Here is a 20741-nt window from a genome sequence, read left to right on the forward strand (position 1 = left end):
TCGTCAGCCGAAGCGCTCGGCCATCCAGGCGTCCCACGCGGCCTGCTCGTCGCGGCCCGCGAAGTTCTGGTGGCCGAGCACGAGGGCGTCGCCGCGGTCGCTCCCGGAGTGGATGAACCGGTACAGGCCCTCGCCGGTCCGCACGCCCAGGTTGACGGGCAGGTTCGCGTAGAAGACGACCCCGGCGGAGCCGTCCGGAAGCCGGACGGCCGCGCCGTCGGCGACCTCGGGCGTGACGCCCAGCGACTCGGTGACGACCTTCCAGACGGCGTCCGGGCCGCCCGCTCCGGGCCGGAAGACCGTGGTGACCGAGGGGGCGCGACCGGCGAAGTGCGCGAGGTACTGGCTGAGGGTCTCCAGGTAGATGGGCCAGCCGGCCTTCATCGCCTCGAACTCGGTCTCCCAGTCGTCGCCGAGCATGCCGCTGTGCACCAGCCGCAGCACGGTCGTGCCGCCGCCACGCCCCTCGATGAGGTATTCCATCGCCATGAAGCGGCCGTCGGGGGCTTCGTCACTGCGGGTCGCGAAGCGGCTGCCCGGCTCGTAGGCGGTGATCGTGGACTGCTCGGTGTGGCCCATCATCGTGAACGCGGCGCGGCCGTCGGCGAACTGGGTGCGCCCCATGAACCAGGAGTCGACGCCGGGGCCGGTCGCGATCGCCTCCCAGACCTGTTCGGGCGTGGCGGCGAGCTCGATCTCCTGGCTCAGCTCGAACGGGTGCGTCATCGGGCGTCCTTCACGCTCGGGTGGACGGCGACGACGATCCGGTGATCGCGGCCGTGCTCGGCGGACTCGTCATGGTACCGGGACACCAGGGCCGCGACGGCCCCGGCGAGCTCCTCGGCGAACGCGGCGCGGTCGGCGGCCGAGGCGAAGCGCACCTCGCCGTCGATCGCGAAGGTCGCGACCCGCTTGCGCGCCCGGGCCGCGCCGGTGATCAGCGCCCCGACGTCGCGGACCAGCCGGGCCGCGACAGCCAGCAGCCAGCTCGCCGACAGCTGGTCGGGGGAGCGGGCCGGGTCCGGCTCCAGCGAGCCCAGCGCGGTCGGGGAGATCACGTAGGAGGCCGCGGTCGCCCGCATGATGCGCTCGTGCACGTTGCCCTTGCGCCGCTCCTCGATCATCTCAACGAGCCCGTGCGCCTCCAGCGTCTTCAGGTGGTAGTTGACCTTCTGCCGGGGCAGGCCGACCTTGGCGGCCAGCATGGTCGCGGACCCGGGCTCGCTCAGCTCGGCCAGCAGCCGGGCCCGGATGGGCGCCAGCGACACCTCGGCGGCGGCCGGGTCCTCGATCACGGCGATGTCCTGCATAACCCGCAGGCTACATCCGACAAATTAATTATTTAAGAAAACCTCATTCACCAGGAGATTCCTCGTCGATGCATCTCCGATCATGGTGCGCCCGTCGGGGGCGTACCAGACCGGCTTCTCAGGTGGGCAGGGGGCGGTCGTTCACCACGTGCTTCATCACGAGGGTGGAGTTCAGTCGCTGCACGCCCGGGAGGGCGGACAGCACGTCGTCTTCCAGTTCCTGGTAGGCGGTGAGGTCGGCGGTGATGACGCGGAGCAGGTAGTCCGGGTCGCCGAACAAGCGCTGGGCCTGGACGACCTCCGGCACCCGGGCCACGGCCGCCTCGAAGCCCAGCAGGGTGTCGCGGTCCTCCTGGCGCATGGTGACGAACACCAGCGCCTGGAACGTCAGGCCGATCGCGGCGGGGTCCACGATCGCGCGGTAGCCGCGGATCGTGCCGCCGCGCTCCAGTTCCCGCAGCCGGCGGTGGCACGGCGAGACGCTCAAGCCCACCCGCGCCGCCAGCTCCGTGATAGTCAGGCGGCCGTCCTCCTGAAGGACAGCAAGAATCTTCCGGTCGATCGCGTCCATTTGGAAGATTCTTCCACAGAGGCAGCCTTACCGAGTGAAAGTTGGAAGCACTTTCGGGCTGATTGAAACTATTCTTCTCCCATCGTCCGCTAGTGGGGGATTTATGGCCGCCAGTTCCGTGCTCGCCTTCTGGGCGGTCGCGCTCCTGCTCATCGTGGTGCCGGGCGCCGACTGGGCGTTCACCATCAGCGCCGGGCTGCGCCGCCGGTCGGTGTATCCCGCGGTGAGCGGACTGGTCGTGGGCTACGCCGCGATCACCCTCATCGTCGCGGGCGGCGTCGGCGCCCTGGTCGCCGGAAACCCGGCCATCCTGACCGGTCTCACCCTGGTCGGCGGCCTCTACCTGATCTGGCACGGCACGACGACCTTCGCCCGTCCCTCCGAACCCACCACCCCCGCCGACGGCCTGACCGGCACCGACTGGAACACCTTCCTGCGCGGGGTCGGCGTCAGCGGCCTCAACCCCAAAGGCCTGCTGATCTTCCTCGCCCTGCTCCCGCAGTTCACCGACCCGCGCGGCCCCTGGCCGATCGCCGCGCAGATCAGCGTGCTCGGCCTGGCCTTCATGACCACCATCGGCCTGTTCTACCTCGGCATCGGCCGGCTCACCCACACCGTCCTGTACGGCAGGCCCGCCGCCGCACGCCTGATCAGCCGCCTGTCCGGAGCCGCCATGATCGGTATCGGCGCCTGGCTCCTCATCGACCACCTGCTGACCTGAACGGAGCGCCACCGGCCATGCTCGCGGAAAGACCGTGCTGACTGTGCCGTGATGAGCGATCGCTCCGGCCGTAGTATCGGCGGGAGGGCGCTGTGGACGTATGGCCGTTCGTGGGCAGGCGGGCCGAGCGGGAGTGGGCCGTGGCGACGCTGCGGCGTGGCAACGTGGTGATCGCCGGGGCCGCCGGGGTGGGGAAGAGCCGGCTGGCGAGCGAGGTCGCCACGGCGTTCGAGGCCACCGTGCACGTGCGCGGGACGCGGGCGGCCCGGGCGCTGCCGCTGGGGGCGTTCGCCCCGCTGCTTCCCGAGGGCGAGCCGGGTTTCAATCCGCTCCGGTGGGCGGCGGGGGCGATCCTGTCCCGGGCGCCGTCGCTGCTGGTGGTGGATGACGCGCACCTGCTGGACGCCTCGTCGGCCGCGCTCACGCACCAGCTGGCGGATGCCGTCCGGGTGCTGGCGACCGTACGGGCGGGTGAGGAATGCCCGGATTCGGTGACCGCCCTGTGGGAGGACGATCTGGGCAGCCGCCTCGATCTGGCCCCGCTCACGGACGCGGAGACGGCGGTGGTTCTCGCCTCCGTCCTGGGTGACCAGGTGGATCCACCCGCGGCCGCGCGGCTGCACACGCTCAGCCAGGGCAACGTGCTGCTGCTGCGCGAGCTGGTCACCGCCGCTCTGGAGGGCCAGGTTCTGGTCCGGCCCGACGGCCTGACCTGGCGGCTGGAGGGCGAGGTGCCCCGCGCGCCGCGCCTGATGGAGATGATCGAACGCCGGATGGGCCGGTTCGGCGACGCCGTCACCTCGGTCCTGGAGCTGGTCGCCCTGGCCGAGCCGATCGGCCTGGCCCCGCTGGCCGCGCTGACCGGCGGCGACGCGGTCGAGGAGGCGGAGTCCCGCGGCCTGGTCGATGTCGTCTCCGACGGGCGCCGCGCCGCCGTCCGCCTGGCCCACCCCCTGTACGGCGAGGCGGTGCGGCTCCCCGTCACGCGCCGGAGGCGCCGCTACGGGGAGCTGGCCGACGCGCTCCAGGCGACCGGCGCCCGCCGCCGCGAGGACGTGCTGCGGATCGCGGTCTGGCGGCTGGAGAGCGGCACCACCCCCGACCCGGCCCCGCTGGTGCGCGCCTGCCGCCTGGCCTGGGCCTCCCATGACTTCCCGCTGGCGATCCGGCTGGCCAGGGCCGCGCTGGCCCGCGCGGGAACCGACGAGGACCGGGTCGACGCCGCCATCATGCTCGGCACCCTGCTCAACTACTCGAGCCAGCCCGCCGAAGCGGAGACCTTGATCGCCCAGCTGCCCGCCGTCGCCGTCGACGAGCGGCGGCGCACCGAGCTCGCCCTCACCCGGGCGTGGAGCCTCGCGCTGGGGCTGGGCCGCGTCGAGGAGGGCATGGAGCTGCTGTCCCGGACCCGGGAACAGATCACGCAGGTCGCCTTCCGGCAGGACCTGTCCACGCTGCTGATCATGATCATGTCCGCGCACACCGGGTTCGAGGAGCTGCTGCGGCACATCAACGCGTTGCTGGCGGAGCCGCCGGTCACCGCCGCCGTACGGGCGCAGGCGCTGAACTGCCGGGCCCTCACCCTCGCCACGATCGGCCGCTACCACGAGGCGGAGGCCGACATCGCGGCGGCCGTCGGCGATCACGCGAACTGGGTGGACGCCGTGCCCGTGATCCTGCTGCCCCTGCACGCGAACTGGTCGCTGAACCGGATGATGCTGGGCGACGTCGACGGCATGGAAGCGGCCATGGACAACCTGGCGGGACTGGTCGGGTCGGGCCACGGGTTCTCGTACGCGGCCCAGGCCCTGGCCCTGCACCGCGCGATGGCGGCCCGGATGCGGGGCAGGTTCACCCAGGCCGCCAGGCTGCTCCAGGACGCCCGGCGGTTCCCGGGCGACGACGCGCTCACCGGCCTCCTCGTGATCGAACACGCCTACGTGCTGGCTTTGCGGGGCGACGGGCCCGCCGCGAGGGCGACCTTCGACGAGGGCGTCACCGCGTACACCCGGCTTGGCGGCCTGGTCGACATGTTCCGCTACCTGACCGAACCCTGGGTCATCGCCGCCTCCGGCGAGCTGCGCAAGGGCGTGGAGTTCGCCCTGGTCACCGCGGACGTGGGCCGGGGGATGGGCGCCGTGGCCTTCGAAACCCACGCCCTGCACACCGTGGCCCGCCTCGGTTTCGCCGAACGTGCCGCCGACCGTCTCGCCGAGCTCGCCTCGGCCCAGGACGGCGACCTGGCCTCCCTCTTCGCCGTGCAGGCGCGCGCGTCCGCCGTCCACGATGCTCCCGCGCTGGAGCGGGTGACGTCCGAATTCACCAGGCTCGGCCTCCTCCCGTACGCGGCCGAGGCCTGCGCCCAGGCCGCCCAGGCGTGGGAGCACGCCGGCCGCCACGCCTCCGGCCGCGCCGCCGCCAGCCGCGCCTGGCTGCTGGCCGCCCGCTGTGACGGCCTGCGCACCCCTGCCGTGGCCCACCTCACCGCTCCCGGCCTGACCCGCCGGGAGGCCGAGATCGCCCGCCTGGCCTGCACCGGCCTGCCCAGCAAGCAGATCGCCGAACGCCTGTTCCTGTCCCCCCGCACGGTCGACAACCACCTGCAGAACGTCTACGCCAAACTCGGCGTCTCCAACCGCTCCGACCTCAGGCGCGTGCTGCGCCCCGACTGATCCCGATCAAAGCAGGCCCCGCGCGAGGGCCGCCGCGTCGGTGACGCGGGTGTCGGCGAGGGTGATGACACGGGTACGGGGGTGGGTGGCCTGGGCGGTTCGGGCCAGGACGTGGCCCGGTGGGGTTTGGATGAAAAGGGTCGTGCCGAGTTCGCCGAGCAGGGCGATGCCGTCGCGCCATCGCACCGTGGTGGCGACGCTGCGGGCAAGGTCGTCCACACCGCCTCGATCACGGCCGAGCGGATCGCGGCCACGTCGTCGGCGACCAGCACGTCCGCCAGGCCGGTCCGCGTGCGTTGCGTGCCGCCGTCGATCGACCAGATCATCGTGTGATCGGAGGCGTCGAACTCGGCGACCCCGGCCTCGGACTCGATCACCTGGGGACCGTCCAGCCCGAGACGGCCCTCCCTGGTCATGATCAACTCGGTGCACAGCCCGGCCGCGATGCTCATCCCGCCGAAACAGCCCAGCATGCCGGCGATCACTCCGACGACAGGCTGGAGCGCACGTAACTCCAGCAGCGCCGAGCACACCTCCGCGACCGTGGCCAAGCCCAGATTGGCCTCCTGCAGCCGCACCCCGCCGGTCTCCAGCAGCAGAACCGCAGCCGTCGGAACACCCGCGCGGCTGTCCCGGGCGGCCAGCGACAACGCAGTGGCGATCTTCACACCGGAGACCTCGCCGATGCCGCCGCCCTGGAAAGCCTGCTCGATGCCGATCACGACCGCGGATCGCCCGTCCAGCTTGCCCCGCACTACAACCACACCGTCATCGGACTGCGGGACGACACCCTGAGGTTCCAGCCATGGCGACTCGATACGGTCGAAGGGACCGCACAGCTCACCGCCGGTGCCGCCGTCGAGCAGCGCGAATGCCCGCGCCCTGGCGTCCAGCTCGATGAAACTGAGCTTCATTCGCCGCCCTCTCCCAAGCTTTCCTCGACCGCCTGCCGCAGCCGTAGCGTGACCACACCGGGAGTCGCCCCCGAGTCGTTGAGCTCGAACCCCGCGGCCACCCGATGGCGGGCGAAGAAGCGCTCCAGCACGACCCGCCACACCGTGTCGAACCCATCCACGCTGGTACGCACGCGCACCCGCGCGACACCAGCCGGCCCCGGCGTCATCAGCACCTCCAGATCCCCCGAACCCGCCACCCCCACGTGCGCCCGCCGCGCCGGCGGCCGGTCGGCGGGAAACTCGAAGTTCAGCGTCTGCACGAGACCACCCCCAGCTCGGCTCCGGCGACGGACCCAGGCCACGGCACCAGGTCAAGGAAGAGCCCTGCGGCCAGCAGGTCACCGCTCCCGCCCGGCGAGAGCCGGCCCGCCCGCAACCGCCCGTCCAGCTCCAGGAGGGCGGCCCGGCCGGAGTCCGTCCCCGCACCCCCCTCGGCCAGGACGCGGGCGGCGCCGAGCCGTACCACCCGGAGCCCCTCAAGGCCGCCGCGATGCAGCACGCAGGTGTCGTCCAGGAGGCTCATCACCGCCAGCAGCGCGTCCAGCCGGGCCACGTCCTCGGCGAGCCCGGCCGCCCGGCCCGCGCGCAGCCGCGGCAACGCGACCTCGACCACGTGGGGGAAACCGGCCGCCGCCTCGGCGCGAGCACCGCCCACCCGGAACCGACGCCGTACCCGCTCGCCATGGGAGACCGGCACGTCCCCGTCCGGGATGGCGGCCAGCCTGGCCGCACGACCCACGGCCTCCGTCTCGTCGTCGGCGGTGGCGGCGCCCGCGACCAGCAGCCCGAGCGCCCACAACGCGCCCCGGTGGGTGTTCACCCCACGGGTGACCCCCAGCATGACCCGCTCACCCGCCCGGCCCAGCCGCCCCAGCTCCGCACGAAGCCCGGCCCCTACCGGCATCCGCCGCGCCGCCCGCGCGAGAGACCGGAAGACGGGCCGCAGCGCCTCGGCGGAGGCCAGCATGAGCTCAAGATCCATGTCGTCGTGCGCGCCGCGGCCCCGATGGTCGACCAAGCCCGGCTTGGGACCCAGGCGCGCCTCCGCGCACAGGGCCTGGACCGCGAGATCGGCCAGCATCGGATCACCAGGTCCTGAACCGGGCAGGCGGATCATACAGACCTCCCGACCAGTCGACCAGATCCTCGATGCTGCGGACCGCCAGCAGGGAGCGCTTCGCCTTCCGCACATCCACCTTCAGATCCTCGGGCAGCGCCACCAGACCGTCGCGGCGCAGCGCCTCGACGCGCCGCTCGTCCAGGCCCCGGCCGACCGGGGTGGCGCCCGCGATCGCGGCCAGCGCCTCGCGCCGCTCGGCCAGGCCGGAAGCCTTGTACAGGTAGGCCACGCCCTCCTCGGTCACCACGTGACTGACGTCCGCTCCGTAGATCATGACCGGGGAGATGGGCATGCCGATGTCCGCGCCCACCTGGATCGCGTCCAGGGACTCCACGAACGCCGGAGTGCCCCCGGAGCGGAACGTCTGGGTGATCTGCACGACGAGCTTGCGCCCCCGCGGCGCGGGCGGCTCACCGGCCGGCAGGCTCAGCCACGCGGGGGAGGAGTGCCCGCGGCCGTGCGGATCGTGCCCCATGTTGGGAGCCCCGCCGAACCCGGTCAGGCGGCCCTCGGTGACCGTCGAGGAGTTCGCGCAGGCGTCGATCTGCAGCGAGGAGCCGATGAACATGTCCACCGCGTACTGGCCGGCGAGCTGGCACAGCACCCGGTTCGAGCGAAGCGACCCGTCGCGGCCGGTGAAGAACACGTCCGGCCGCGCGGCGACGTAACGCTCGGTGCCGGGCTCCCCGCCGAAGCAGTGCACCGACTCCACCCAGCCGCTCTCGATCGCCGGGATGAGCGTCGGATGCGGGTTGAGCGTCCAGTGCTTGCAGATCTTCCCACGCAGGCCCAGCTCCTCGCCGTAGGTGGGCAGGATGAGCTCGATCGCCGCGGTGTCGAAGCCGATCCCATGGTTCAGCGCCGTCACCCCGTGCCGCTCGTAGACGCCGCGCAGCGCCAGCATGGCCATCAGGATGTCCACCTGGCCGATCTGGCGCGGGTCCCGCGTGAACAGCGGCTCCATGGCGTACGGCCGGGGGCTCGCCACGACGAGATCCACCCAGTCGCCGGGAATGTCCACCCGGGGAACCCGGTCCACCAGCTCGTTGACCTGGACCAGCACGACACCGTCGCGGAACGCCGCCGCCTCGGCGATGGTCGGGGTGTCCTCGGTGCCCGGGCCGGTGAACAGGTTTCCCTCCCGGTCGGCCTGCTCGGCGCAGAGCAGCACCACATCGGGGGCGAGGTCGACGAACATCCGCGCGTACAGCTCGACATAGGTGTGGATCGCCCCGACCTCGATCTTGCCGTCGGCCAGCAGCTGCGCCACGCGCACGCTCTGCGGTCCCGCGTAGGCGAAATCCAGGCGGCGGGCCACACCACGCTCGAAGACGTCCAGATGCTCGGGCAGGCTGATCGAGGAGATCAGCAGATGCAGGTCGTGCACCACGTCCGGATCGCAGCCCGCCAGCGCCTCGGCGAGGAAGTCGGCCTGTTTCTGGTTGTCGCCTTCCAGCGCGACTCGATCACCCGGCCGCAACAGCGCCTGCAGAGCCTCACGCATCCGCCCGGCGTCCAGCACCCGGCCCGAGGCGAAGGCCCCGACGGCCTCCATCCGCTCCCGCTTCGCCGCCCGTCGCCGGGTCCAGCTCCGCGTGGAGATTCGCCTCGATGCCGACATAGGCAGGTGATGCCTCCAGCGGCGACGCGTTTAACTCAACGGGAGTTAAATACCGTGAGGGCGATCCATTCGGTTCGTCAGGAGATGTGTTCTCGCGTGCGGTAGTGGTAGCGGCACAGTTCGGTGAAGCCCGCGCGCTCGTACAGCCGTAGAGCCGGGGCGTTGTCCCCCACGACCTGGAGATACATCTGGCCGGCGCCCTGGCTGCCGGCCCAGCCCGCGAGGGCGGCCAGCACGCTCGCGGCGGCGCCTCGCCCGCGCGCCTCGGGAAGGGTGGCCATGCTGAACACGCCCGCCCAGCCACTGTCGACGACCGCGCGGCCCACGGCGACGACGCGGTTCCCGTCAACCACACTGGCGTAGACGCTCGGTTGATCCACTCTTCGGAGCATGTCCCACTCGGGACCGGGATCCCCGCCGTGCACGGCATGCCAGGCCTCGAACCACGCGTCCGTCGGGCGCTCATCCAACCGGCCGCGCACCGGCCCTGCCGTCCGTGCCACGACGGAGGAGGTCACAGCCGACTGCAACGATATCGAGTATTCGCGGCGATAACCCCGCTCCGCCAAGGCGGCGTCGAGCTCGGCCGGGGAGGCACCCGGAGTGACCTGAAACCGCGTGGCGGCGCCGTGCGCGGTATAGAACTCCTCAGCGAAACCGATCCTGCGCGACAGATCCGCGGGCGTGGCCTCGCCATGAGCCAGCACCGTCCCGGCCCACCACGCCCCGCAGTCCACGCGGCGCAGCCACCAGCCCTCGAGATGATCGACAGACACCGGCGGCATGGCCCGGGCCGCTCGTTCCTGCAGACCTTTCACCAGTTCGGGGGCGATGAGTGGTACGGACATGGCACTCACTCTTATCACGATCCAGTAGTTGATCACGAGATCATGAACCCCGCTGATAGACGAACGACCTTCGCGCTGCTGCGCACGCGCGACGACTTCGACCTACCGGCGGTCGCCCGCGTCTGACGGCGGGTCCTTGATCTCGCATATGGCCGCGCCCGCGGCCACCGTGGCCCCCACCTGGGCGGACAGGCCGACCACGATTCCGGTCTTGTGGGCGGTGAGGGGCTGTTCCATCTTCATGGCCTCCAGGACGACGATGATGTCCCCGGCGGCCACCTCGTCGCCTTCGGCGGCCAGCACCTTGACGATGGTGCCCTGCATGGGGCTGACCAGGGAGTCCCCGCTCGCCGCGGCTTTCGCCGGGCCGGTGCCGCCGCGCCTGCGCGCGGGAGTGGCCCGGTTCGCGGTCCGCGGGCCGCCGAAACCGGCGGGCAGTACGACCTCCAGGCGTTTGCCCGCCACCTCGACGGTGATCCGCTCACGTTCGGCGGGATCCTCGGCGGCGGCGGTCTGGCCCGCGTAGGGAGCGATCGTGTTGTCGAACTCGGTCTCGATCCAGCGGGTGTGGACGGTGAAGGGTTCGCTGGTGAAGGCCGGATCCGCCGCCACCGCCCGGTGGAACGGGAGCACGGTGGGCATGCCGTCGATCTCGAACTCGGCCAGCGCCCGGCGGGCGCGTTCAAGCGCTTGGGTTCGGGTGGCGCCGGTGACGACCAGCTTGGCGATCAGCGAGTCGAACGAGCCCGGCACGGTTTCGCCCTGCTCGTAGCCGGAGTCCAGGCGGACGCCCGGGCCGGAGGGGGCGCGCCAGCGGGTGATGGTGCCGGGGGCGGGCAGGAAGCCGCGCCCGGCGTCCTCGGCGTTGACGCGGAACTCGAGGGAGTGGCCGCGCGGCTCCGGGTCGCCGTAGCCGAGTTCCTCCCCGGCGGCGACGCGGAACATCTCCCGCACCAGGTCGACGCCGGTGACCTCCTCGGTGACCGGGTGCTCCACCTGCAGGCGGGTGTTGACCTCCAGGAAGGAGATCGTGCCGTCCTGGCCGACGAGGAACTCGCACGTCCCCGCTCCGACGTAGCCGGCCTCGCGCAGGATCGCCTTGGAGCTGTCCCGGAGCAGGGCTTCCTGCGCGGCGGTGAGGAACGGCGCGGGCGCCTCCTCGACCAGCTTCTGGTGGCGGCGCTGCAGGGAGCAGTCGCGGGTGGAGACCACGACCACGTTGCCGTGCGCGTCGGCCAGGCACTGGGTCTCCACGTGCCGGGGCCGGTCCAGGTAGCGCTCCACGAAGCACTCGCCCCGGCCGAACGCCGTCACCGCCTCGCGTACGGCGCTGTCGTACAGGTCGGGGATCTCCTCGGCGGTGCGCGCCACCTTCAGGCCGCGACCGCCGCCGCCGAAGGCCGCTTTGATCGCGATGGGCAGGCCGTGCTCGGCGGCGAAGGCGATCACCTCGGCCACCCCGGAGACGGGGTCGGGAGTGCCCGCCACGAGCGGGGCGCCGACGCGCTGGGCGATGTGCCTGGCCTGGACCTTGTCGCCGAGCGCGGTGATCGCCGCGCTCGGCGGCCCGATCCAGACCAGCCCGGCGTCGATGACCGCCTGGGCGAAGCCGGCGTTCTCCGCCAGGAAGCCGTACCCGGGGTGCACCGCGTCCGCGCCGGACCGCGCCGCCACGTCGATGATATTGTCGATGGCGAGGTAGGTCTCGCTCGGCGTGGCGCCGCCCAGCGCGTACGCCTCGTCGGCCATGCGGGCGAACAGCGCGTCGCGGTCCTGGTCGGCGTAGACGGCCACGCAGCCGATGCCGGCGTCCCGGCAGGCGCGAATGACCCGGACGGCGATCTCGCCGCGGTTGGCGACGAGCACTTTGCGCATGGTCGTGGATCCTTTCACAGGGGGATGTTCCCGTGCTTCTTGGGCGGCAGGGCGTCCCGCTTGCCGCGCAGCAGCCGCAGCGCGCGGGTGACCTCGCGGCGGGTCTCACTCGGCGCGATCACCGCGTCCACGTACCCGCGTTCGGCCGCCAGGTATGGCGTGGCGAGGGTGTCCTCGTACTCACGCACCAGCTCGGCCCGCAGGGCGTCGGGGTGGTCGACCGCGGCCAGCCGCTTGCGGTGCAGGAGGTTGACCGCGCCCTGGGCGCCCATCACCGCGATCTGCGCGCTGGACCAGGCCAGGTTGACGTCCGCGCCCAGATGTTTGGAGCCCATCACGTCGTACGCCCCGCCGTACGCCTTGCGTGTGATCACCGTGACGAGCGGCACCGTGGCCTCGCCGTAGGCGTACAGCAGCTTGGCCCCGCGCCGGATGATGCCGTTCCACTCCTGCTCGGTGCCGGGCAGGAAACCGGGCACGTCCACGAGCGTGAGCACGGGGATGTTGAAGGCGTCGCAGGTGCGTACGAAACGGGCCGCCTTCTCCGAGGCGTCGATGTCCAGCGTGCCGGCCAGCATCAGCGGCTGGTTGGCCACCACGCCGACCGGCTGGCCTTCGACGCGCCCGAAGCCGACCACGATGTTGGGCGCGAACAGCGCCTGCACCTCCAGGAACTCGCCGTCGTCCAGCAGGGCGGCGATGACGGTGTGCATGTCGTAGGGCTGGTTGGGGGAGCCGGGGAGCAGCGAGTCCAGGGCCAGGTCACCGGCGGAGATCTCCAGGTCCGCCGCTAACCCGGAGTACGGCGGCTCGTCCAGGTTGTTCCGCGGCAGGTAGGACAGCAGGGCCCGGGCGTAGTCGAGCGCGTCGTCCTCGTCGTGCGCCAGGTAGTGGGCGTTGCCGCTGCGGCTGTTGTGCACGCGGGCGCCGCCCAGGTCCTCGAAGGTGACGTCCTCGCCGGTGACCGTCTTGATGACGTCCGGTCCGGTCACGAACATGTGGGACGACTCATCCACCATGATCGTGAAGTCGGTGAGGGCCGGGGAGTAGACGTGACCGCCCGCGCACGCGCCCATGATCAGGGAGATCTGCGGGATCACGCCGGAGGCGCGGATGTTGCGGCGGAAGATCTCGCCGTACAGGCCGAGGGAGACCACGCCCTCCTGGATGCGGGCGCCCGCGCCCTCGTTGATGCCGATGATCGGCGACCCGGTCCGCATGGCCAGGTCCATGACCTTGCAGATCTTCTGGCCGTACACCTCGCCCAGGCTGCCGCCGGACACGGTGAAGTCCTGGGAGAAGACGCAGACCTGGCGGCCGTCGATCGTGCCGTGACCGGTGACCACGCCGTCGCCGTAGCCGAGGGTGCCCCGGGCCAGGGCGTCCAGCTCGGCGAACGAGCCGGGATCCAGCAGGCGCTCGATCCGCTCCCGGGCGGTGAGCTTGCCCTTGGCGTGCTGCTTGGCGGCCGCCCGGGCTTCGCCGTCGTGGACCGCCTCGTCCAGGCGCTCCCTGAGGCGGGTGAGGGTGCCATGCGGTTCCATCGATCACCATATCTGCGTTGATACTCAGTTTCACAATGACGATACTCAGTCCTCTGTGCGGGGACAAGCCCGGGGTCCGCGAGAATGGCCGCGTGCCCAAACCGCCTATCAGCCAGCGCCTCGCCGAAGCCGCCGTGGCGCTCTTCGACGAGAACGGCTACGACGAGACCACCGTCGACGACATCGCGGCCCGGGCGGGGGTGAGCCGCAGCACGTTCTTCCGCTACTACCGGTCCAAGGAAGACGCGATCTTCCCCGACCACGACACCCTGCTCGCCACGGTCGACGCCCGCCTGCGCTCCTCGACCGCCGACACGGCGATCGTCGCCATCATCGACGCGGTCCGCATCGTGCTGACGCACTACGTGGACGACGCGGAGGTGTCGCTGCGCCGCTACCGCCTCGTCGGCCGCGTGCCCGCGCTACGCACCAGGGAGATCGCCAGTGTGGCCCGCTACCAGCGGTTGTTCCGCGAGTTCGCCGGCGAGTGGCTGGCCGGATCGCCCGACGCCGACCTGCGCGCCGAACTCGTGGCCGCCTCGGTCGTGGCCGCGCACAACCAGGTCCTGCGCGGGTGGCTGCGCAGCGGCGGCACGTACGACCCCTTCGGCCCGCTCGATCACGCCTTCCGGTATGTGATCGCCACCTTCCGCGAGCAGCCGCGGGAGGACGCCGACGAGGTCGTCGTGGCGACATTCCGCCGCTCGGCCTCTCCGCAGGCGGTCATGGCGGCCATCCAGCGGCACCTGGAGTGATGGCCACCTTGACCGCGTCCTGATCTTCAAGGGAGTAGGCGAAGGCGGCGTTGATGTCGGTCAGCGGGAAGGTTCGGGTGACCGCGGCGCCGAGGCGTACGGCGTGGGTGTTGATGAGGGTGGCGGCGTGGCGGAACTCTTCGGTGCGGTAGCCGAAGGAGCCGTGGATCTCGATCGGGTGGGGGAGGGGCGGCAAGGGAGCGGGGCCGAGGGCGGCGACGGCGATGTGGCCGTGCGGGGCGGTGGCGTCGACGGCCAGGCGGAGCGCCGCGGGGGTGCCCGCCGCGACGATGGTCCACGGGAACGCGCCGATCGGGCCGCCGGGTGGGTGGACGGCTTGGGCGCCCGCGGCCAGGGCGGTGGCGTGGCGTGCTGGGCGGGGTTCGACGACGGTCACTTTCAGGTGGCGGGCGTGCGCCGCCGCGATCACGCACAGGCCGAGCGGACCCGCGCCGACCACCAGCAATTCGTCGCCGGGCCGGGTGTCGCCGAGAGCGGCCACGCAGTGCAGGGCGACCGCGAGAGGCTCGGCCCAGATCGCGTCCAGAATCGGGACGTCTGCGGCCAGCAGGGTCACGTCGCCGGGTTCCAGATCGCGCAGGATGAGCTCCTCGGCGTACCCGCCGGGCCGCTGGAAGGACAGGGTGAGCTCGCGGGACCGATCGCACAGCTGCGTTCTGCCCTGGGCGCAGTACCAGCAGCGTCCGCACGAGCGCATCGGGCGGACCATGACCCTGGCGCCGACCGGCAGGGCGCCCGCTTCGGATACGCGGGCCACGATCTCGTGGCCGAGCACCTGGTCGGGGGCGGCGTCTCCGGCGCGGAAGGTCGCCAGGTCCGAGCCGCAGATCCCGACGGCCAGCACGTCCATGCGCACGTCGGCGGGACCAAGGGAACTCTCCGGTCCCGGCGCGACCTCGAACCGCCGGGGCGCGGTCAGCAGCGCGCGCTTCGGTCCCTCACTCATCCCGGCCTCCGATGACGGTCACCTCTCGGGCGACCAGCGTGTCCAGGCTGGGCATGACGGTCCCGGCCGCGAGGGACGCCACCCGGCCGCCGCGCCGCACCCAGCGGGCGGCCAGATCCAGCCGCCCCCGCACCGACACCACGACGTCGGCCCGCCCGCTGCCGCCGCGCGCCTCCAACGCCGCGCGCGCCGCCGCCAGGGTCGGGCCCTCGCCGTCGAGGAGCTCGTCCGCGCCGTACGCCGAGGTGAATCCGGCCGCCACGAGCCCGGCCAGCAGCCCCGGCAGTTCCTCCGCCGGTCCCAGCACCAGCAGCACGTCCTCGACGTGCGCGAACTCCTTCATCGAACCTCCCCGGCCAGCAACTCCCCGGCCCGGTCCAGCATGTACGGCGAGGCGTCGGCCAGCACCTCCCAGGCCGGATCGGGCCGCCGCCCGGTCCGATGCAGGCGCAGGCTCATCGCGGTGATGCAACTGAGCCGGAACCCGGCCAATGCCCGGAACCAGGCCAGATCCGGCACCTCCGGACCGCCCGCCGCGCGATACGCGCCCAGCAGGAACTCCGGCGAAGGCGACCACCGCGACCACTGATGCCGGGCCGGACCCCAGCTGCGCGGGTCGTACATCATGCAGATCCACCCGATGTCCACCCCCGCGCACCCGATCGAGGCGATCTCCCAGTCCAGCACCGCGGTCAGCCGCCCATCGGCGAACAGCCAGTTGTTGGAGTAGAAGTCGCCGTGCACCACGCTCGTCTCGGCCACCTTCGGCATGCTCGCCACCAGCCGATCCCTGAGCCGCAACCCGCTCTCGATCCAGCGCGGGTCGTCGGACTTCAGCAGGCTCGGCGTCCAGGAGTCGATCTCGCCGGCCAGATCCCGCGGGGTGCTCCAGCCGGCCAGCTCGCGCCGCCAGTCCACCCGGTGGATCGCCGCCAGCACGCCCATCGCCTCCGCGAACACCGGCTCGAGCCCCGAGCCGTCGACCAGCTCGGCCGCCCCGGCGTCGAACAGGTGCGTCGACTGCCCGCGCACGTGCTCCACCATGTGGTACGGCACGCCGAACCACGACTCGTCCGCGTCGAACCAGCGCACGCCGGGCACCGGCAGCCCGGCCCGTTTCATCGCGCGCAGCAGCGGCACCTGCCGCATCACGTCGGCGTTGCCCTGCCGCGCGACCCCGGGCGGGGCCAGCCGCACGACCAGCGCCTCGCGCTCACCCAAGTGTTCGACGTCGAAGCCGTAGCTGATCCCGGAGTTGCCCGGCATCCGGCGCACGCCGCCCACCACCGCCCCGGGACCGTAGTGCGCACGCGCCCACGCCTCCAGCCGCCCGGCGAAGACAGCATGATCCACAGCAGTTCCCCCCATTTAGTACGCGACCAGTTGCTCGACGGCCCGGACCACGGCGGCCTGGTCGGGCAGCCAGAGCCGTTCCAGGTTCGGCGCGTACGGCGGCGGCATCCTGGCGGCGCCGACCCGCTTGATCGGGGCGTCCAGCAGCTCGAACGCGTGCTCGCCGACGTGGGCGCTGATCTCCGCGCCGACCCCGAAGTCGGTGATCGCCTCGTGTGCGATGAGCAGGCGCGAGGTCTTGGCCAGCGAGGCGATGATCGTCTGGTAGTCCAGCGGCGCGATGGTGCGCAGGTCGACGACCTCGCATTCGATGCCGCGTCCGGCCAGCTCCCGCGCGGCGGCCAGGCAGACCTGCGCCATCCGCGAGTAGCTGACGACGGTGACGTCGGAGCCTTCCCTGACGACGTGCGCGCGGCCGAGTTCGAGGGCCTCGCTCCGGTCGGGCGCGTCCCCGGAGACCTCGTAGAGCAGCCGGTTCTCGATGACGATGACCGGGTTGGGGTCGCGCACCGCCGCCCGCAGCAGGCCGTACGCGTCGGCGGGGGTGCCCGGCATGACCACCTTGAGCCCGGGAATCGCGGCCAGCAGCACCTCAAGGCTCTGCGAGTGCTGGCTGCCGGAGGACCGGCCCGCGCCGAACTGGGTGCGCACGGTCAGCGGCACCTGGACGGCGCCGCCGGTCATGAACCGCATCTTGGCCGCCTGGTTCATGAGCTGGTCCAGGCAGACCCCGATGAAGTCGATGTACATGAGCTCCACCACCGGCCGCAGGCCGGACATGGCCGCGCCCACGCCGAGGCCCATGATGGCGGTCTCGGAGATCGGCGTGTCGATGAGCCGCCCGGGGAAGCGCTCGTGCAGCCCCCGGGTGAGGCCGAAGACGTTGCCGCCCGCCGCCACGTCGATCCCGGCCAGGAAGACCGAGGGGTCGGTGGCCAGCTCGTCCTCCAGCGCGGCTCGGATGGCCCGGCTGGTCTTGATGGCGGGGGTGGCCTGGACGTCCGCGGGGACGGGGAGCGGCGGCCGGTGCCCGACCGGCGAGTAGACGTACTCCTGGAGGGTTTCCGCGCCGGGTTCCGGTGCGGCCCTGGCGAACGCGATGGCCGTCTCGACCTCGCGCTCGACTTCGTCGGCGATCTTGGCGAGCAGGTCGCCGTCGCCGTCGGCGCGGATCCGCGCGGCCAGGATGGCGAGCGGGTCGTTGGCCTCCCGGGCGGCCAGGTCCTCGGGGGTGCGGTAGCGCTGCTGGTCGCCTTCGTAGTGGCCGCGGGCCCGGTAGGTCTCGGCCTCCACCAGGACGGGACCCGCGCCCGACCTGGCCCGGGCGACCTGGGCGGCCATGACCCGGGCGACGGCTTCCACGTCGTTGCCGTCCGCGTGGGCGTAGGCGATGCCGTAGCCGCGCGCGCGTTCGGCCAGCGGGAGTTCGCGGATGACCGTCGCGTCGGAGAACTCGGCGAAGTGGTTGTTCTCGCAGAGGAACACGATCGGCAGGTCCTTCACGGCGGCCAGGTTGACCGCCTCGTGGAAGGCCCCTTGGGACACCGCGCCGTCCCCGAAGAAGGCCACCGCGACATCGGAGGTTCCGCGTAGCCGCATCGCCATGGCCGCGCCGGTGGCGATCGGCAGACCCGCGCCGACGATGCCGTTCGCGCCGAAGACCCCGGCGTCCAGGTCGGCGATGTGCATGGAGCCGCCCCGCCCCCGGCAGCTGCCGTCGGCCCGGCCGAGCAGCTCGGCGAACATCCGGCCCATGTCCCCGCCCTTGGCCAGCACGTGCCCGTGACCCCGGTGCGTGGAGGTGATGATGTCCCTGCCGGTCAGCACCGAGCACGCGCCGACCGCGACCGCCTCCTGGCCGATCGACACGTGCACGAAACCGGGGATCTCGCCGTCCCGGTAGAGCTGCGCGGTGCGCTCCTCGAACCGCCGGATCCGCGCCATCCGCCGGTACAGCTCGACCCTCACCACGGGGCACCGGCCTGGACCACGGTGCCGTCGCCGACCAGGTCGTCGACCTCCGCCGCCGACAGCCCCCAGGAGGTCAGCCCGGCCACCGTGTCCTGCCCGGGCGCGGGCGGCGGCGACGGCACTCCGGGGGCGGTACGGCTGAAGCGTGGCGCGGGCGCGGGCGCAGCCATCGACCCGACCCGCACGAAGGCGTCCCGCTCGACATTGAGGGGATGCCCGGCCGCCTCCCCCAACGGCACCACCTCGGTCAGGCAGGCGTCGGTTCCCTCGAACTCGGCCAGCCATTCGGCCTGGGTACGGCTCCGGAACACCTCCGCCATCCGCTTCTTCAGCACCGGCCACAATTCGGGCCTGGCCTGCCCGTCCAGGAAGTCCCGGTCCTGGTCGAGCCCGAGCCCGGCCAGCAGCCGCCGATAGAACTGCGGCTCGATCGCCCCCGCCGCGACGTGCCGGCCGTCGGCGCATTCGTACACGTTGTAGAAGTGCGAGCCGCCGTCCAGCAGGTTGACGCCACGCGCGGGTGACCAGAACCCCTCGCCGGCGAACGCGTGGAACAGCGTCATGAGCAGCGAGGCGCCGTCCACGATGGAGGCGTCCACCACCTGCCCGCGACCGGAGGCGCGGGCCTCGTGCAGGGCGCACACCAGCCCGAACGCCAGCAGCATGCCGCCCCCGCCGAAATCGCCCACCACGTTGAGCGGCGGCAGGGGCGACTCGGGCGTGCCGATCGCCGCCAGCACGCCGGTCAGCCCGATGTAGTTGATGTCGTGCCCGGCCCGGTCGGCCAGCGACCCTTGCTGGCCCCAGCCGGTCATCCGCCCGAAGACGATGCGCGGGTTACGTTCCGCGCAGGCCTCGGGGCCGATGCCGAGCCGTTCCACCACGCCGGGCCGGAACCCCTCGAAGATGATGTCCGCGGACTCCACCAGCCGCAGCACGGTCTGCGCGCCACGCGGCGCCTTCAGGTCGATCGCCACCGAACGCCGCCCCCGGTTCATCAGGTCGGCGTGCGGCGGCAGCGGGTTGGCCGGGCTGCGGTAGCCGGGCCGGTCCACCCGCAGCACCTCCGCACCCATGTCGGCGAGCATCATGCCGCAGAACGGCCCCGGGCCGATCCCGCCGATCTCGATGACCCGCACGCCGCTCAGCGGTCCTGCGCTCACAATGTCCACCCGCCATCCACGGTCAGCACCGCGCCGGTGCAGAAGGTCGCGTCCTCCGCCAGGAAGACCGCCGCTCTGGCGATCTCCTCGGCCGTGCCGAACCGGCCGAGCACCGTGCGCTCCACGATGCGCCGCCTGGCCCGCTCGCCGAGCCCGGTGGTCATGTCGGTGTCCACGAATCCGGGGGCCAGCACGTTGACCCGGACCCCGCTTTCCTTGGCCAGCGCCCGCGCGAAGCCGGTCATGGCGGACTTGGCGCTGGCGTACGCGGTGTCGCCCGGGAAACCGGCCTGGCCTATCACCGAGGAGACCAGCAGCAGCGAGCCCGCGCCGGACGCGCGGAGCGCGGGCAGCGCGGCGCGGGCCAGCAGGTGGTTGCCGCGCAGGTTCGTCTCCACGACCCGCCACCAGTCCTGCGGCGGCAGCTTCTCGATCCGGCCGCCAGCCCATTCCCCGGCGTTGAGGATCACGGTGTCCAGACCGCCCAGCCGCCGCACGCACCGGTCGATGAGATCCTCGGCGTCGCCGTCCAGCAGGTCGTACGGCTCCGCGTCCGCCATCTCGGGCGAGGGCTTCCGGGAGGTGAACACGACATCCACCGCGCGATCGGCCAGCTCAGACACGATCGCCCGGCCGATCCCGCGAGCGCCACCCGTCACCAGCGCCCGCCTGCGCGTCGCGCCCACTAGTGGGCCGCCATGCCGTCGATGATGAGCACCACCAGCCGCTCGGCGATCTCGTCCACCGAGGTCGGGCCCTTCGGGTCCAGCCACACGTAGGTGTAGTTGAGCAGGCCGAGCACCCCCATCACGTCGATCGGATGCGCGGTACGGAACACCCCGCCGGCCACGCCGCGCTCGAAGACCTCCTCGAACAGGCTCTGGTACTCCCGCCGCAGCGCCCGCAGCCGCACCGACCGGTCGCCGGTCAGCGAGCGCATCTCGTGCTCGGCCACGATGACGTCGCTGCGCCGCTCGGCCAGCGTGTTGAGGTGGGCGTGCACCAGCCGCCGCAGCTGCTCCCGGGGGTCGGGGGTGCTGGCCACCGCCGCCCTGCCCCGGATCAGGGCCTCGTCCACGTGCCGTTTGCACAGGTCGAACAGCAGATCCTCCTTGGACCCGATGTGGTAGTACAGCGCGCCGCGCTGCAGGCCCGCCGCCTCGCCCAGCTCGGACACGCCGGCGCCGTGATAGCCCTTCACGGCGAATATCTGGGACGCGACCTGCAGGATGCGGTCACGGGTGGAGTCCGCTGGCTGCTCGCCGGACACGTGGTCCTCCGTCTGTTGGGGATG

General features: G+C 72.2%; 20 protein-coding genes. 3 read left to right on the top strand and 17 right to left on the bottom strand.

Annotated elements, in window-relative coordinates:
• Positions 1 to 3: 3 nt before the first annotated feature.
• From ABGB08_RS27560 to ABGB08_RS27570, 3 genes are all read right to left on the bottom strand, one after another.
• Entirely contained in the window at positions 4 to 726 is a 723-nt protein-coding gene (locus tag ABGB08_RS27560) for an SRPBCC domain-containing protein (RefSeq protein WP_347595333.1), read from the bottom strand.
• On the bottom strand, positions 723 to 1310 hold the full coding sequence (locus ABGB08_RS27565; RefSeq protein ID WP_347595336.1) for a helix-turn-helix domain-containing protein: 588 nt from the start codon (positions 1308 to 1310) through the stop codon (positions 723 to 725). The genes ABGB08_RS27560 and ABGB08_RS27565 overlap by 4 nt, the downstream gene beginning before the upstream one ends.
• Positions 1311 to 1428: 118 nt before the next feature.
• Entirely contained in the window at positions 1429 to 1881 is a 453-nt protein-coding gene (locus tag ABGB08_RS27570; protein WP_347595339.1) for an Lrp/AsnC family transcriptional regulator, read from the bottom strand.
• Positions 1882 to 1984: 103 nt separating this feature from the next.
• Between ABGB08_RS27570 and ABGB08_RS27575 the strand changes: the two genes are divergently transcribed.
• Together ABGB08_RS27575 and ABGB08_RS27580 are read left to right on the top strand one after the other, a co-directional pair.
• Positions 1985 to 2602 carry a LysE family translocator gene (locus ABGB08_RS27575; RefSeq protein ID WP_347595342.1) on the top strand — a complete coding sequence of 206 codons (618 nt, stop codon included), beginning with the start codon at positions 1985 to 1987 and terminating at the stop codon, positions 2600 to 2602.
• A 92-nt stretch (positions 2603 to 2694) separates the two neighbouring features.
• Positions 2695 to 5274 carry a LuxR C-terminal-related transcriptional regulator gene (locus ABGB08_RS27580; protein WP_347595345.1) on the top strand — a complete coding sequence of 860 codons (2580 nt, stop codon included), beginning with the start codon at positions 2695 to 2697 and terminating at the stop codon, positions 5272 to 5274.
• Here the strand turns inward: ABGB08_RS27580 and mdcD are convergent.
• From mdcD to ABGB08_RS27615, 7 genes are all read right to left on the bottom strand, one after another.
• Complete coding sequence (gene mdcD, locus ABGB08_RS27585) at positions 5214 to 6188, bottom strand: biotin-independent malonate decarboxylase subunit beta (RefSeq protein ID WP_347595348.1); 975 nt, start codon at positions 6186 to 6188, stop codon at positions 5214 to 5216. The two genes, ABGB08_RS27580 and mdcD, sit on opposite strands and share 61 nt — an antisense overlap.
• A complete protein-coding gene (locus ABGB08_RS27590; protein WP_347595351.1) occupies positions 6185 to 6490 on the bottom strand; it encodes a malonate decarboxylase subunit delta in 306 nt (101 codons plus the stop codon). The genes mdcD and ABGB08_RS27590 overlap by 4 nt, the downstream gene beginning before the upstream one ends.
• A complete protein-coding gene (locus ABGB08_RS27595) occupies positions 6478 to 7347 on the bottom strand; it encodes a triphosphoribosyl-dephospho-CoA synthase (protein WP_347595354.1) in 870 nt (289 codons plus the stop codon). The genes ABGB08_RS27590 and ABGB08_RS27595 overlap by 13 nt, the downstream gene beginning before the upstream one ends.
• Positions 7316 to 8905 carry a malonate decarboxylase subunit alpha gene (gene mdcA / locus ABGB08_RS27600; RefSeq protein ID WP_347595357.1) on the bottom strand — a complete coding sequence of 530 codons (1590 nt, stop codon included), beginning with the start codon at positions 8903 to 8905 and terminating at the stop codon, positions 7316 to 7318. The genes ABGB08_RS27595 and mdcA overlap by 32 nt, the downstream gene beginning before the upstream one ends.
• Positions 8906 to 9048: 143 nt before the next feature.
• Positions 9049 to 9819: a GNAT family N-acetyltransferase gene (locus tag ABGB08_RS27605; protein ID WP_347595360.1), complete on the bottom strand. Its 771-nt coding sequence runs from the start codon at positions 9817 to 9819 to the stop codon at positions 9049 to 9051.
• 102 nt (positions 9820 to 9921) lie between these two features.
• The gene (locus ABGB08_RS27610) at positions 9922 to 11694 is read right to left on the bottom strand and encodes a biotin carboxylase N-terminal domain-containing protein (protein ID WP_347595363.1); all 1773 of its coding nucleotides are present in this window, start codon (positions 11692 to 11694) and stop codon (positions 9922 to 9924) included.
• A gap of 14 nt (positions 11695 to 11708) precedes the next feature.
• Positions 11709 to 13238: an acyl-CoA carboxylase subunit beta gene (locus ABGB08_RS27615; RefSeq protein WP_347595366.1), complete on the bottom strand. Its 1530-nt coding sequence runs from the start codon at positions 13236 to 13238 to the stop codon at positions 11709 to 11711.
• Between the two features lie 92 nt (positions 13239 to 13330).
• Between ABGB08_RS27615 and ABGB08_RS27620 the strand changes: the two genes are divergently transcribed.
• Positions 13331 to 13993 (top strand): TetR family transcriptional regulator, encoded by a 663-nt coding sequence (locus tag ABGB08_RS27620; RefSeq protein WP_347595369.1) that lies wholly within the window; start codon positions 13331 to 13333, stop codon positions 13991 to 13993.
• Here the strand turns inward: ABGB08_RS27620 and ABGB08_RS27625 are convergent.
• The 7 genes from ABGB08_RS27625 to ABGB08_RS27655 are packed head-to-tail and all read right to left on the bottom strand — an operon-like array spanning position 13962 to position 20717.
• Entirely contained in the window at positions 13962 to 14960 is a 999-nt protein-coding gene (locus ABGB08_RS27625) for an alcohol dehydrogenase catalytic domain-containing protein (RefSeq protein ID WP_347595371.1), read from the bottom strand. The genes ABGB08_RS27620 and ABGB08_RS27625 overlap by 32 nt on opposite strands.
• Positions 14953 to 15303, bottom strand: coding sequence for a hypothetical protein (locus ABGB08_RS27630; protein ID WP_347595374.1), 351 nt, complete (start codon positions 15301 to 15303; stop codon positions 14953 to 14955). The genes ABGB08_RS27625 and ABGB08_RS27630 overlap by 8 nt, the downstream gene beginning before the upstream one ends.
• Positions 15300 to 16313: a phosphotransferase family protein gene (locus ABGB08_RS27635; RefSeq protein WP_347595377.1), complete on the bottom strand. Its 1014-nt coding sequence runs from the start codon at positions 16311 to 16313 to the stop codon at positions 15300 to 15302. The genes ABGB08_RS27630 and ABGB08_RS27635 overlap by 4 nt, the downstream gene beginning before the upstream one ends.
• A 15-nt stretch (positions 16314 to 16328) precedes the next feature.
• Positions 16329 to 18281, bottom strand: a complete 1953-nt coding sequence (locus ABGB08_RS27640; RefSeq protein ID WP_347595380.1) for a dehydrogenase E1 component subunit alpha/beta — start codon at positions 18279 to 18281, stop codon at positions 16329 to 16331.
• Positions 18278 to 19456, bottom strand: coding sequence for a CaiB/BaiF CoA-transferase family protein (locus ABGB08_RS27645; RefSeq protein WP_347595383.1), 1179 nt, complete (start codon positions 19454 to 19456; stop codon positions 18278 to 18280). The genes ABGB08_RS27640 and ABGB08_RS27645 overlap by 4 nt, the downstream gene beginning before the upstream one ends.
• Positions 19444 to 20133: an SDR family oxidoreductase gene (locus tag ABGB08_RS27650; RefSeq protein WP_347595386.1), complete on the bottom strand. Its 690-nt coding sequence runs from the start codon at positions 20131 to 20133 to the stop codon at positions 19444 to 19446. The genes ABGB08_RS27645 and ABGB08_RS27650 overlap by 13 nt, the downstream gene beginning before the upstream one ends.
• Positions 20133 to 20717 carry a TetR/AcrR family transcriptional regulator gene (locus tag ABGB08_RS27655; RefSeq protein WP_347595389.1) on the bottom strand — a complete coding sequence of 195 codons (585 nt, stop codon included), beginning with the start codon at positions 20715 to 20717 and terminating at the stop codon, positions 20133 to 20135. Before ABGB08_RS27655 ends, ABGB08_RS27650 begins: the two co-directional genes overlap by 1 nt.
• Between the last annotated feature and the right edge of the window lie 24 nt (positions 20718 to 20741).

Source organism: Acrocarpospora sp. B8E8 (genome assembly GCF_039871605.1).
In the GTDB taxonomy this organism is placed as follows: domain Bacteria; phylum Actinomycetota; class Actinomycetes; order Streptosporangiales; family Streptosporangiaceae; genus Acrocarpospora; species Acrocarpospora macrocephala.